Origin of the sequence: Dorea sp. AGR2135, from assembly GCF_000420885.1 — a bacterium.
Classification (GTDB): domain Bacteria; phylum Bacillota; class Clostridia; order Lachnospirales; family Lachnospiraceae; genus Dorea; species Dorea formicigenerans.
Genome location: NZ_ATVU01000001.1, coordinates 231,584 through 246,025, shown reverse-complemented (window position 1 = coordinate 246,025; position 14,442 = coordinate 231,584). Strand labels below are relative to the sequence as shown.

12 protein-coding genes are annotated in these 14,442 nt (G+C 41.4%); all 12 read right to left on the bottom strand.

The genetic code is table 11. The features are described 5' to 3' along the window. Positions 1-46: 46 nt before the first annotated feature. A complete protein-coding gene (gltA, locus tag G593_RS0101165) occupies positions 47-1,435 on the bottom strand; it encodes an NADPH-dependent glutamate synthase (protein WP_022278972.1) in 1,389 nt (462 codons plus the stop codon). Beyond that, positions 1,435-2,322, bottom strand: a complete 888-nt coding sequence (locus tag G593_RS0101160; protein ID WP_005336477.1) for a sulfide/dihydroorotate dehydrogenase-like FAD/NAD-binding protein — start codon at positions 2,320-2,322, stop codon at positions 1,435-1,437. Before G593_RS0101160 ends, gltA begins: the two co-directional genes overlap by 1 nt. 218 nt (positions 2,323-2,540) lie before the next feature. Then, entirely contained in the window at positions 2,541-3,722 is a 1,182-nt protein-coding gene (locus G593_RS0101155; RefSeq protein ID WP_029730463.1) for an iron-containing alcohol dehydrogenase, read from the bottom strand. A 123-nt stretch (positions 3,723-3,845) separates the two neighbouring features. Further along, a complete protein-coding gene (locus G593_RS0101150) occupies positions 3,846-5,141 on the bottom strand; it encodes a chitobiase/beta-hexosaminidase C-terminal domain-containing protein (RefSeq protein WP_029730462.1) in 1,296 nt (431 codons plus the stop codon). A gap of 22 nt (positions 5,142-5,163) precedes the next feature. Next, positions 5,164-7,623 (bottom strand): DNA translocase FtsK, encoded by a 2,460-nt coding sequence (locus tag G593_RS0101145; protein WP_029730461.1) that lies wholly within the window; start codon positions 7,621-7,623, stop codon positions 5,164-5,166. Between the two features lie 55 nt (positions 7,624-7,678). Next, positions 7,679-8,350, bottom strand: a complete 672-nt coding sequence (locus G593_RS0101140; protein WP_029730460.1) for a ClpP family protease — start codon at positions 8,348-8,350, stop codon at positions 7,679-7,681. Between the two features lie 49 nt (positions 8,351-8,399). Further along, positions 8,400-9,680 carry an O-acetylhomoserine aminocarboxypropyltransferase/cysteine synthase family protein gene (locus tag G593_RS0101135; RefSeq protein WP_022278969.1) on the bottom strand — a complete coding sequence of 427 codons (1,281 nt, stop codon included), beginning with the start codon at positions 9,678-9,680 and terminating at the stop codon, positions 8,400-8,402. A gap of 22 nt (positions 9,681-9,702) precedes the next feature. Continuing rightward, the gene (locus tag G593_RS0101130) at positions 9,703-10,434 is read right to left on the bottom strand and encodes a YebC/PmpR family DNA-binding transcriptional regulator (RefSeq protein ID WP_022278968.1); all 732 of its coding nucleotides are present in this window, start codon (positions 10,432-10,434) and stop codon (positions 9,703-9,705) included. A gap of 44 nt (positions 10,435-10,478) precedes the next feature. Next, positions 10,479-11,216: a hemolysin family protein gene (locus G593_RS0101125; RefSeq protein ID WP_005336489.1), complete on the bottom strand. Its 738-nt coding sequence runs from the start codon at positions 11,214-11,216 to the stop codon at positions 10,479-10,481. A 26-nt stretch (positions 11,217-11,242) separates the two neighbouring features. Beyond that, entirely contained in the window at positions 11,243-11,590 is a 348-nt protein-coding gene (locus tag G593_RS0101120; RefSeq protein ID WP_005336494.1) for a type II toxin-antitoxin system PemK/MazF family toxin, read from the bottom strand. Between the two features lie 143 nt (positions 11,591-11,733). Further along, on the bottom strand, positions 11,734-12,903 hold the full coding sequence (gene alr / locus G593_RS0101115) for an alanine racemase (RefSeq protein ID WP_022278966.1): 1,170 nt from the start codon (positions 12,901-12,903) through the stop codon (positions 11,734-11,736). A 3-nt stretch (positions 12,904-12,906) separates the two neighbouring features. After that, positions 12,907-14,421 (bottom strand): bifunctional ADP-dependent NAD(P)H-hydrate dehydratase/NAD(P)H-hydrate epimerase, encoded by a 1,515-nt coding sequence (locus G593_RS0101110; RefSeq protein ID WP_005336496.1) that lies wholly within the window; start codon positions 14,419-14,421, stop codon positions 12,907-12,909. Positions 14,422-14,442 lie beyond the last annotated feature (21 nt).

Below are 14,442 nucleotides of genomic sequence, written 5' to 3'. Positions count from 1 at the left end.
TTCTCACCACCTATAGTGGTGGGAGTCATCTCCCGGCTGATATAATTTATTTGTTGCTTAATAATTCATGAATTCCCTTTGCTCCGGCTTTTCCGGCACCCATAGCAAGGATTACTGTTGCTGCTCCTGTTACAGCATCTCCGCCAGCGAATACGCATGCTTTTGATGTCTGTCCATTTTCTTCTTCTGCAACGATACATTTTCTCTTGTTTGTCTCAAGACCTTTTGTTGTAGAAGCAATCAATGGGTTTGGAGATGTTCCAAGAGACATGATAACTGTATCAAGTTCAATCTCGTACTCTGATCCTGGAATTTCTTCCGGACGTCGTCTTCCTGATGAATCAGGCTCTCCAAGCTGCATCTTAACAACCTTCATTCCTTTTACCCAGTCATTCTCATCTGCAAGAATTTCTTTTGGATTTGTAAGAAGATCAAAGATAACGCCCTCTTCTTTTGCATGATGTACTTCTTCAACTCTGGCTGGAAGTTCTTCCTCGCCACGACGGTAGATTATATGTACTTCTGCTCCAAGACGAAGTGCTGTTCTGGCAGCATCCATTGCTACGTTACCGCCACCGACAACTGCAACTTTCTTACCTGCTGCAATCGGTGTATCATAAGAATCATCGAAAGCTTTCATCAGGTTGCTTCTTGTCAGATACTCGTTTGCAGAGAATACTCCGTTTGATGCCTCTCCCGGAATTCCCATGAACATCGGAAGACCTGCTCCGGAACCGATGAATACAGCTTCAAAGTTTTCCTCTTCCATCAACTGATCGATTGTTGTTGATTTACCGATTACTACGTTTGGCTCAAAATGTACACCTAATTCTTTTACTTTTTCGATTTCTTTCTTTACGACTTTCTCTTTTGGAAGACGGAACTCTGGAATACCATATACAAGTACTCCGCCAAGCTCGTGAAGTGCCTCAAATACTGTTACTTCATAACCAAGCTTTGCAAGGTCTCCGGCGCATGTAAGTCCGGACGGACCAGAACCGATAACTGCAACTTTATGTCCATTTGTCTTCTCAGGTTTTGCAGGTTTAATGTCATGCTCAAGAGCGTAATCAGCAACGAATCTTTCAAGTTTACCGATCGAAATCGGGTCACCTTTGATTCCACGGATACATTTGCTCTCGCACTGGGACTCCTGTGGACATACACGGCCACAGATAGCAGGAAGTGCTGAGGACTCTCCGATTACTTTATAAGCTTCCTCAATATTACCTTCTTTTACATGACTAATAAATCCTGGAATATTGATAGATACAGGACAGCCCTGGATACATCTTGCATTCTTACAGTTGATACAGCGCTGTGCCTCTTCCATTGCTTCTTCTTTGTTATATCCATAACATACTTCTTCGAAGTTTGTTGCTCTTACTTTTGGATCCTGTTCTCTTACAGGAACTCTCTCTAATACATTTGCCATTATTTGTCACCTCCGCAGTTTCCGCATCCACCATGATGAGTGTCACCTTCCTGTAATTTCAGCATTGCACGACCTTCTTCTGTCTTGTAAAGCTGCTGTCTCTTCATAGCGTTATCAAAATCAACGAGATGTCCGTCAAACTCTGGTCCGTCTACGCATGCGAATTTCACTTCGTCTCCAACGATCAGACGGCAGGCACCGCACATTCCTGTACCATCAACCATGATCGGGTTCATGCTGACAACTGTCGGGATCTCCAGTTTCTTTGTAAGGAGACAGACAAATTTCATCATAATCATTGGACCGATTGCAATACATACATCATATTTGTTTCCATTATTTACAAGTTCTTCGACCATTGTTGTAACCATTCCGGCATGTCCGTAGGAACCATCATCTGTACATGGGTAATAGTTACCAGATACAGCTTCCATAGCATCTTCAAGGATCAGCATATCTTTTGTCTTTGCTCCGACAATAACATCTGCTGCTACGCCGTGTTCATGTAACCATTTTACCTGTGGATATACAGGAGCAGCTCCAACTCCACCTGCTACGAATAAGATTTTTTTCTTTTTCAAGTCTTCTATGTCTTCTCCAACGAGCTCTGAAGCACAACCAAGAGGTCCAGTGAAATCACGGAATGAATCCCCGGCCTTTAAGTCAGCCATCTTTACAGTAGATACTCCGACTTCCTGGAATACGATTGTAATAGTACCTGCTTCTCTGTCATAGTCACAGATTGTAAGTGGGATACGTTCTCCCTTATCGTCCATCTTAACGATAACGAACTGTCCAGGCTGGCAGTGTCTTGCAACACGTGGTGCCTCAACATCCATAAGATAAATCTTGTCAGCTAATTTTTCAGCTTTTAATATCTTATACATCTTGCTTCCTCCTAATTTTAACCCCCATTGAAATACCGGGAATAATAATAATCATCTATTTAATGATACAACATTGTTATGAAAATATCAAGTAACTTGCTGTGAATTTAATTTCTAAAATAAATTCAGAAAAACGCACCAAAAACGGCAAATATTATTACAATACCTGCCGTTTCATCATTATTTTATTAAAATTATTTTTTTAACATTATCGTTAATTAAAAATCAACTTCTGTTCCATAATAAATGCATGTAAACAGTCTTTCCATTGTAGCTGGATCAATTGTTCTTGGATTAGAACCTGTACAGGCATCACCCACAGCATTTTCAGAGATTGTAGCAATTTTTTCTTTAAATTCATCTTCTTTGATCCCGAAATCCTTTAATGTAGCCGGAATATTTAAGATAACATTGAATTCATTGATCTTCTCACAAAGACTGTTGATGAGTGCTTTTTCAGATGCTCCACCAAGTCCTACAAACCTTGCAATTTCAGCATATCTCTTAGCTGCTACAGGATCTTTTGCATTATATTTGATTACATATGGAAGATACATTGCATTTGCAAGTCCATGTGTAATATGTCCTGTAGAGAATGCAGCTCCTGTTTTATGAGCCATAGAATGTACGATTCCAAGTAATGCATTAGAGAATGCCATTCCAGCCAGGCACTGTGCATCGTGCATTTTTGCTCTTGCTTCCATATTGCATCTGTAGGATGCCGGAAGATAATCAAATACCATCTCGATTGCTTTGAGTGCAAGCGGATCTGTATATGGACAGTTCAATGTAGATACATATGCCTCAATCGCATGTGTCAAGGCGTCCATACCTGTGTAAGCAACCTGATTTACAGGAAGTTCAGCTACAAGAGCCGGGTCAACAATTGCCACATCCGGTGTGATGTTAAAATCTGCCAGTGGGTACTTGATTCCTTTTGCATAATCTGTGATAACAGAAAATGCTGTTACTTCAGTTGCAGTTCCGGAGGTTGAAGGGATTGCTGCAAATTTTGCTTTCTGTCTTAATTCCGGGAAACTGAATGGTGTAATCAGATCTTCAAATGTTATTTCCGGATATTCATAGAAAGCCCACATAGCTTTTGCTGCATCAATCGGTGATCCACCACCCATAGCTACGATCCAGTCAGGCTCGAATTCCTGCATAACCTTTGCACCTTTCATTACAGTTTCAACAGACGGGTCTGGTTCTACACCTTCGAAAAGAGCAACTTTCATTCCAGCTTCTTTCAAGTAGCCTTCAACTTTTGCAAGGAATCCCTGGCGTTTCATTGCGCCGCCACCGACAACAACGATTGCCTTTTTACCTTTTAAGTTCTTCAGCTCTTCTAAAGCGCCTTCTCCATGATAAATGTCTCTTGGTAATGTAAATCTTGCCATGATTTTTCTCCTCCATAAAATAATTGCGTTAAAAAATTATCACAGTTGCATTATAGCATTGATAATAATTTAACGCAATATTTTTCTGGTAATTTTTTCTTTTTTTACATAATAAGATTACAATTATTGGTTATCATACATATAATTTCTAGTGGTAATACCACTCATACGTCCCTTTCCATTGACAAGTACGACTTTAAAAAGAGTTTCTCCCTTTGGCATGTCGATTGGCCCGGTATATTTTGTAGATGCTGTTGTCGGGTCTGTACCGTCTGTCGTGTAATATGCAGTATATCCCTCCGGTACTTTTACTTCAATCTGAACTGCTTCATCGTACTGGCCTGTTGACGGGGAGACCGCCGGTGCATCTTCTACAGGGAATTCTACCGTATAAGTCTTCTTACCGATTGCACTCGGCACCCCTTTTTTGTTGACAGCAATTGCTTTTATGGTTGTCTCACCCTCGCTGATCTGTATGCCTTCACTAGTGTACTTCGTACTTGTCAGATCAGGATCTGTACCATCCGTTGTATAGTAGATTATATCTTTATCTGCAGTCAAAAGTAATTTTTGGACATCATCATAAGTCGTAGAATCCTCCAGACTGAACTTTGGTTCATCTACAACATAATCGCTTAATTTCTCCAACATGGAGTCACTGACAGAATCCAAAAGTTCTGGAATTTTCATGTTCTGATCTGATTTCAAATAAAAATCCATACAAGCTTTATAAAGTTCAACATTACCAGATTGCTTGCTAACTGCTTCTTCAAATAATGTTGTACCTTCATCGGCCTTATCCTGTAACAGATAGACATCTGCAAGACCTGTGTAAGCATCTGCTTTTTTAGTATTTTTGGAAATTGCCTGTTTATAATAAGCTTCTGCAGTGGTATAATCTTTTGACTGCGCGGCTTTTTGTGCTTTTTTCATAATCCCGTTATAGGAATTCTGATATACAACATAGAATCCGGCACCTGCCAATACTACGATTGCAGCCATAATAAGCAGGACGATCCGTCTTTTTCTGCGCAAAGCTTTCTTTCTTGCTGCTTTTGCGCTCTGCCGTTTTCTTCTTTCTTTTTCAGTTAGCATCTGCCCCGTAGTATTCCCGGTCATTCTTCTTCCAGTCATAGCCGCTGTTGTTCGTGATGCACTTCTTCCTGTATTTCTTCCTGCACCACGTCCAGTTGAACCTGTATTTCTGCCAGCAGATTGTCCTGTCCTGTTATTATTTCTGCGTTTTTGATTTATATATTGATCGAACTCCGATTCCTGCTCATTGCCATCTAATTGGATCTGAGCCGTTAGCATTTCTTCAAGTGGATTGTAATCTGGTACAATCTGTACCTCTCGCCCACATTTTTTACAATATAATTCCCCTTCTGGTATTTCTGCCTTACAATACCTGCATTTCATTGTCTATACTGACCTCCTCTGATTATTCAGTAGTATTTATATTTTGTATGTATTGTTCAAATTCTTCTAGTGTCATGAGGATTTTGCGCGGTTTTGTTCCCTCTTCGCCACCGACAATCCCCGCTTCACACAATTGATCCATAATACGTGCTGCACGGTTAAAGCCAATCTTGAACGCTCTCTGCAGCATCCCTATGGAAGCCTTGTCCTTATCAATGATAAGACGACCTGCGTCTATAAAATAGGCATCTCGCCCATTACTTTCATCGGCACCTGGTCCGTTTGAAGATACCATGCCAATATTGGATGTATTTACATGATTGACAACTTCTTCATCGTAATTGGCATTTCCATTTTTGTCAATTAAATAATCAACAACTTTCTGCACCTCTTTATCCGATACAAAAGCTCCCTGGACTCGTACCGGTTTCTGATAACCGGATGGATAAAAGAGCATATCTCCTTTTCCAAGTAATTTTTCAGCACCATTCATATCAATGATGGTTCTGGAATCAACTCCAGAAGTTACAGAAAACGCGATTCTTGACGGCATGTTTGCTTTAATCAATCCTGTGATAACATTGACAGACGGACGCTGTGTTGCAATGACCAGATGAATCCCTGCTGCTCTTGCAAGCTGTGCCAGCCGGCAAATTGCTTCTTCAACTTCGCCAGGAGCAACCATCATAAGATCTGCAAGCTCGTCTACAATAATGACAATCTGCGACATCTTATGTCCTTTTGCTTCATCTGCATGATCCGGCATAGATTCAATCTTCGCATTATATCCTTTGATATCACGTACATTCAATGACGCAAATGCCTGATAACGCCTTGTCATCTCAGCTACTGCCCAGTTCAGAGCACCAGCTGCCTTTTTCGGGTCTGTCACCACGTCGATCATCAGATGTGGAATGCCTTTGTAAACACTTAATTCCACAACTTTAGGATCGATCATAATTAATTTGACTTCATCCGGAGTTGCTTTATAAAGGATGCTCATGATCAATGTATTAATACAGACAGACTTACCGGAACCTGTAGCACCTGCGATCAGCACATGTGGCATCTTTGCTATATCTGTAACGACAACCTTACCTCCGATATCTTTTCCAACTGCAAACGATATTTTAGAGGTACTGTCTTTAAATTCTTTGGACGCTAGAAGATTCCCAAGCATGACTGTAGAATTTTCCTTATTTGGAACTTCAATTCCTACAGCTGCTTTTCCCGGAATCGGTGCCTCGATTCGAATATCTGCGGCGGCCAGGTTCAGCTTGATATCGTCTGCCAGTCCGACAATCTTACTTACTTTCACACCCATTTCCGGCTGAAGCTCATAACGCGTGACAGCAGGACCACAGCTTACATTTGTAACTGTTACATTTACTCCAAAATTCGCCAGAATCTCCTGAAGCTTCATAGCAGTTTCCCGAAGCTTTGCATCCGATTCCTGACGTCCTTCACTACCACGATTCAGAAGTGATACCGGTGGCATTTTATATGCTTTTGTTCTTACAGCCGCTGTTGTCTTCGCAGCTTCTGCTGCAACACGCGCAACTTCATCGGCAACCGGAGCTGCCCCCATCTTACTTTTACGCACAGAACTTCCCGAAGAAGAGTCTGTCGGATTCTTGTCTGCCTGTGTAAAATCAAAAGCTTCCTCCGTCACATCTGATTCTTCCGGAATATCTTCTATTGGAATATCGGGAGCCCTGTTGATCACAAAATCCGGATGTTGTTTTTTATCTTCTGCCGATATCATTTCCGGATTACTCTTTATTTCCTTCATCTCCGGTGACTGGAACTTATCAGAAAGTCTGGTTGCCAGAGAAACTCCCGTTACGCGGTGATCCGATCGTTTTTCGTTAGAGTTTGTGTTTTTGGCAGCTTTTTGTTCCTGCTCACGCATCTTAGCACGCTTGGCTTTACGTTCTTCTGAAATTTTACGTCTTCTTTTGGCATCTTCTCTTGCGCGGCCATAGGCCTGATCACCTTTTGCTTTTACTCCCTTTAAAGCAGATTTACCTGTAATGATCACTCCGCAGATAATCATACAGATTATTACAATTACATATGTACCTGCCACTCCGACTGCGGGTATAAGAAGGTTTGCAATAAAGCTACCAAGTCTTCCGCCCATCTCATGGATCAGGTCTAAAAGTGTACAGGTAAGGATCATAAAAACCAGCGCAAGCGCAGATTTTATATATGCGATTCTATTTTCTTTATTTGATATTAAAAATGATACGATTCCAAACAGTAAAAATGGGACAAAATAGGCAACGATCCCAAAGCCGCGCTTTAGAGCCCCGGATACATGATCGCCAATGTTTCCGCCAAATCCAAAATTACTGATCAATAGCAAAATACTGACTGCCAGAGTAACCCAGACAAAGATTTCCTCCCCTAAAAAACTTTGTTCGGTCTTTTTTTTCTTTGTCTGCTTTCTGCCAGTTTTCTTTTTTGACTTTGCAGCCATATTTTTTACTCCCCCTTATGCGCAAAACATATCACATTATAGTATACATGAATGATTATTTTTCGTCAATCATCTGGTGAAGTTTCCTTAATGCATGGCTCATTCCTCCAACTTCATCAATCAGACCTTCCCTGACCGCATCTTCTCCTTCCAGAAGTGTGCCGACATCTTTGACAAGTTCCGTCGGATTAAGCATCAGTTCTTCGATACGTTCTTCGTTCATATGGGAATGAGCTGCAAGAAACCCTGTAATACGTTTTTGAGTCCGGATCATATTTTGGAGACTTTGCTGTACTCCAATAAACATGCCATTTGATCTGACCGGATGTATGATCATAGTTCCGCTCGGGACGATAAACGAGTAATCTGCCGCCACTGCCAGCGGTCCTCCGATAGAATGGCTGCCTCCAAGGACTAGAGAAACTGTCGGTTTACTAATAGAAGCAATCATCTCTGCAATAGATAGTCCTGCTTCCACATCCCCGCCCATTGTATTTAAAAGGATCAGAAGTCCATCAATCTCTTCGCTGTCTTCTACTTCAGCCAGCATCGGCAAAAGATGTTCGTATTTTGTCGCTTTTGTATTCCCGGATACTGCTTCATGACCTTCAATCTCTCCAATAATTGTCAGAAGACGTACATTATGTTTCCGGTTATTAGAGTCAAGTTTCATGCTGCCGGTTTCTTTCATTTCATTTCTTTTTTCCTCAGTTGTTTCTTTTCCCATAAAAAATACCTCCATACTTTTTTCTTAGTATGGAGGTATTTGAATACTTTTATACCTGTTCAAGTGCCTGACTTAAATCAGCAATAATATCATCAATATTTTCAATTCCAACACTGAAACGGATCAGATCCGGCTGTACTCCAGCTTCTTTTAACTCCTGATCATTCATCTGACGGTGTGTGTGACTTGCCGGATGGAGAACACAGCTTCTTGCATCTGCAACATGAGTCACGATTGCAATCATCTTCAGGCTGTCCATCATGCGGACTGCTTCCTCTCTTCCACCCTTCAGACCAAAAGTAATCACTCCACAAGTTCCGTTTGGCATATATTTCTTAGCAAGTGCATAATGTTTATCACCTTCTAGCATCGGACAACTTACCCACGCTACTTTTTCATGTGCCTGCAGATATTTTGCAGCTGCCAGAGCATTTTCACAATGACGCTCCACACGTAATGGAAGCGTTTCAAGCCCAAGATTCAGAATAAATGAATTCTGAGGTGATGGAATGGAACCTAAATCTCTCATTAACTGAGAAGTCGCCTTTGTAATATACGCAGCTTTTCCAAATTTCTCTGTGTATACGATTCCGTGATATGTCTCATCCGGAGTTGTAAGTCCCGGAAATTTATCTGCATGGGCAGCCCAGTCAAAGTTACCACTGTCAACGATAGCTCCTCCGACACATGTGGCATGTCCATCCATGTATTTTGTAGTAGAATGTGTTACGATATCTGCACCCCACTCGAACGGACGGCAGTTGACCGGTGTTGCAAATGTATTATCCACAATAAACGGTACGCCATGTGCATGAGCAGCCGCTGCAAATTTCTCGAGATCTAATACTACAAGAGCCGGATTGGCAATGGTTTCACCAAATACAGCTTTTGTATTCTCTTTGAATACGGCATTTAACTCTTCTGTCGTACATTCCGGATCAACAAATGTTGCATCAATACCCATCTTTTTGATTGTATGGGCATACAAGTTATAGGTACCGCCATATAATGCAGAAGCACATACAATATGATCTCCTTCTTCACAGATATTCATAATGGCATAGAAGTTCGCTGCCTGACCAGAAGATGTCAGCATTGCTGCAACTCCGCCTTCCAAATCGCAGATTTTTGCTGCCACTGCATCATTGGTTGGATTCTGCAGTCTTGTATAAAAATATCCGGATTCCTCCAATGCGAACAGACGACCCATCTGATCGCTGCTATTGTATTTAAATGTTGTACTCTGATAAATCGGAAGTACACGCGGCTCTCCATTGCCCGGCTCATAACCGGACTGGATGCATTTTGTTTCAATCTTGTAATGACTCATAACCTTATCCCCTTTTTATGTTTTACTCGTCCCAGTTATGATAAACATCCTGAACATCATCATCATCATCAAGCATATCCAGAGTCTTCTGAATATTTGCGATGTCTTTCTCATCTGTCAGTTCGACATATGTCTGAGGGATCATTGTAACCTCTGCACCTGCCATTGGAATTCCAGCTTCTTCAAGAGCCTGACGTACAGCACTGAAATCTTCCGGTGTTGTAAAGATCTCGAAGCTGTCTTCTTCCTCTGAGAAGTCCTCTGCTCCGGCATCAAGTGCGGTCATCATGAGTTCATCAGAATCCCCGTTGAACTCTTCCTTATCTACAATGATCTGACCTTTTTTATCAAACATAAAGGATACACATCCAGGTGTTCCTACATTTCCCTTACCTTTTGTAAATGCATTCTTTACATTCGTAGCTGTACGGTTTCTGTTATCTGTCAGAGCCTCTACGATGATAGCAGTTCCGTTCGGACCATATCCTTCATATGTAATGTGCTCGTAGTTTGCTGCATTGGCATCCCCTTCGGCTTTTTTGATATTTCTGTCGATGGTATCATTCGGCATATTGTTAGCTTTTGCTTTTGCAATAACATCACGCAGACGGCTGTTGTTAGCCGGATCAGCGCTTCCACCTTCTTTTACGGCAACTGCAAGTTCTTTTCCGATTTTCGTAAAGATCTTACCCTTTGCTGCATCATTTTTCTCTTTCTTATGTTTAATATTGGCAAATTTTGAATGTCCTGACATTTCTATTCCTCTTTTCTATCTGTTTTCACACGTTCTTTATTCTATCACGCCATCAGAAGTTTTTCAATCTTTACTCTTTGAATTGTGTTATCATTCACTTCCAGAACGGTAAATCGGTAGTTCTTATATACTACAATACACTCTTCGCCTTCATTCGGGATACGTTCCAGCTTGTCGATCATAAAGCCATTGAGTGTTCCGTACTCCTCCGTGTCAAATGTAACATGCAAAAGGTCTCCCAGTTTTTCCAGCTCCAGCATACCGCTCGCGATATAGGAACTGGCAGAAAGTACAATGATCAATTCTTCTTCCACATCATGCTCATCCATAATATTTCCGACAATTTCTTCCAGTATATCTTCCAGTGTCACAAGACCGGAAGTCTGCCCATATTCATCCATAACAATTACGATGTGGTTTTTCTTTGCCTGCATCTCCTTAAAAAGGCGGTCAATATTCTTAGACTCCGGTATAAAATCTACAGGTCTTATGTAAGAATGTAATTCTTTGACCGGAACATTTCTGTAATTGTTTTTCAAATAGCATGTCATGGCCTCACGCAAATGCATAAAACCGATGATCTCATCAATACTTTCTCTGTAAATCGGAAATCTTGAATAATTCGTCTCCAGCATAAAATGCAGTGCATCTTCCAGAGATTCCTCCTCATCTATCGCCACAATATTCTTCCTGTGAGTCATGATATCCCGGGCATTCTTATCCATGTATCGGAACACATTACGGATCAGCTTATCCGTGGTCCCCTGTCTGGCCTCGTCCATAATTCTACTTTCTTTCACTCCTTTGATTATGTATGAAGCTCAAAACTGACTTTGATTGCTTCATCTACTTTGTACATCATTTCTTTATCCAGGTGACAAACCATGTCCTTTAAGCGCTGTTTGTCTATGGTTCGGATCTGTTCTAATAATACCACAGAATTCTTTACAATCTGATATTTTCTTGCATCTATCTCTACATGAGTCGGCAGCTTCGCCTTATTCATACGGGAAGTAATCGCCGCACATATGACAGTCGGGCTGTGACGGTTTCCTACGTCATTCTGAATGATCAGCACCGGACGAATCCCTCCCTGTTCTGAGCCGACCACCGGACTCAAATCTGCATAATAGATATCACCACGTCTTACCTGCACAATGTCCACACTCCGATTTTACTATGATACTACAAGTATTTCCAGCTTTTTCGGAAGTATTCTTATATTTCATGCAAGAATAAAGCAAAATCCATTCACAGGCATCCCAGTCTGGGCTTTTACCCTTTCTTACTATTACACATCTACACATCAAAATAATCGACCTGTTCTGTGACCTGCCCATTCTGAATGTATTCTCTTGGAATTCTCTTTCCGAGATCACAGACAAATTCATAGTTAAATCTTCCAGACAGATCACTTAAAGTCTCCACCGGAAGAAATTCTTCACCATCTTTACCGACCAGTGTTACTTTATCACCAAATTTTACATCTGGAATATCTGTCACATCGACCATAAACTGGTCCATACAAACTCTTCCGCGGATTGGTGCTTTTTTGCCATGGATCAGTACATAACCTTTGTTAGAAAGACTTCTGGGATATCCATCTCCGTAGCCGACCGGAATGGTCGCAAGAGAAGTCTCTTTTTCTGTCACATAGGTTCCGCCATAGCTGACCGGAGTTCCTTCCGGAACTGTCTTTACATAAGAGACATGACTGATCAGTTCCATGGCCGGTCTTAACGGAACATTCTTTTTTTCTACCTCCTCGGAAGGATACAATCCATAAATGGATATTCCGGCACGTACCAGATCCATGTTCGCTTTCTTAATATCAATGATACCGGCACTATTTGAGCAGTGGTAAATCGGAAATGTGACACCTCGCTTTTTAAGTTCATCACGCATATAGTTGTATTTTCCAATCTGAACATCTGTATATGCCTTGTCTGTTTCATCTGCTTTTGCAAAATGTGTGAACATTCCTTCTAATTTAAGTCCCGGCATTTTTGAAATTTCTTCAATTGCATCTACACTGTCTTCATGAATCTGGAACCCAAGTCTTGACATTCCGGTATCCAGCTTAATATGAATATATGCATCTTTTCCCATTTTGACCGCAAGATTCGAAACTCCTTTCGCCATTTCTACTGTGTAAGTGGTCATCCGGACTTCATTTTCAATCATTGCTTCCCACTGATCCGGGAAAATGCATCCAAGCACAAGAATTGGTTTTTTTATTTCATTTTTTCTCAAGACGACAGCTTCATCCAGTGTTGCAACCGCGTAGCCCCAGATATAGTCTACCGGTTCCAGTAACCGGGCAATCTGGACTGCACCATGTCCGTATCCATCTGTTTTGATAACTGCAATCATCTGTACCCCATCTTTGATATTTGCTTTCATCATCTGGAAATTATAAAAAATTGCATCCAGATCCACTCGTTCACATACTCTGCTGTATTGTTTCATAATCTAGTTTTCCTCCTGTATCGTCATGGCTGTTCCTGCCTTTTGTGCAAGTTCCCTTGCGAGAAGACTGTATGCGCCTTGTTCCTTCTCTATAATCTCACCAGCTCTTCCGTGAATATAAACACCGAGAAGCGCTGCTTCCCATTCAGAAAGTCCCTGTGCGAGATACGATGCGATAATGCCTGCCAGCACATCCCCGGATCCGGCTTTTGCCATAGCCGCACAGCCGGATAGATTTACCGCTACCCGCTCTCTCGGCTTTGCAATGGTTGTTCTGGAATCCTTCAGTACACAGGTAACGTCATATTCTTTAACAAATGTACGAAGTGCTGCAATACGATCTTTTTTTACTTCAGCAATCTTCAAACCGCTGATCCGTTCAAATTCTTTCATGTGCGGTGTAAAGATAAAATGTTCACAATCTGCACCACACAGATAATCCATATGTTCAGACAAAATATTGAGTCCGTCTGCATCTATGACACAAGGTTTCTTTGTATATGCAATGGTTTCTTTTAAAATCTTCCTTGCAGTCTTCTTTGTTCCAAGTCCGGAACCTATAGCTACGACATCTGCCCAGTCAATCAAGCGATGTAGTTCATTGACATCATATTTTTCATAAGTTGTAATGATTGCTTCCGGAATCTGACTCTGTAAGATCACGCGATTCTCTTTAGCAGTATAGATCTGCACCAGCCCGGTACCTGTCCTGTAAGCTGCAAGTGCGCCAAGATATGCAGCACCTGACATACCTTTGCTTCCGGTGATCATAAGAAGCTTTCCGTAAGTTCCTTTATTAGAGTCCGCATTTCGTTTTGGAAGAAGTGCTGCATAATCACTTCCCTCCAGTGTACAAACTGTTTCCTCATCTCTTTCCAGCGGAAGTGATACAATTCCGATATCCTCGGATACACAGATTCCTGCATAACTTCTTCCTGGATCAAGTACAAGACCAACTTTCGTCTCCTGAATTGTCACAGTATAGTCTGCACGCACTGCAGTTCCTAATACATTTCCTGTAGTTGCGCAAATTCCGGAAGGAATATCCACGGACATACGGACTGCATCAGACTGATTCACACACTCTATAATCTGCACATATCTGCCTCCAACCTCCCGGCAAAGTCCAACTCCAAAAATTGCATCGATAATTAAAGTATACGGTTCACTTTCAAATGCTTCTTGCTCAAACTGCTCCTTAAACTGTGCTCCTGTATTTTTCAACTGTTCTATCTGATAGGCAGTCTCTGGTGTACAGTGATCTCTGTTTCCGACCAGAACTGCTGTTACGTCACACCCTTCCCATGCAAACATTCTGGCAATCGCAAAGCCGTCCCCGCCATTATTTCCAGAACCACAGAGGACACATATTTTATTTAAATTAATTTTCCAGTCTTTAATGTGATCTACACATGCTCTGGCAGCCCGTTCCATAAGTTCCAGGGACGGGATTTTAAGTTCATTTATCGTAAATGAATCTGCCGTTTTCATCTGTTTAGCATCTGGCAAATATCTCATAGTTTTGATTCCTCCTGATAG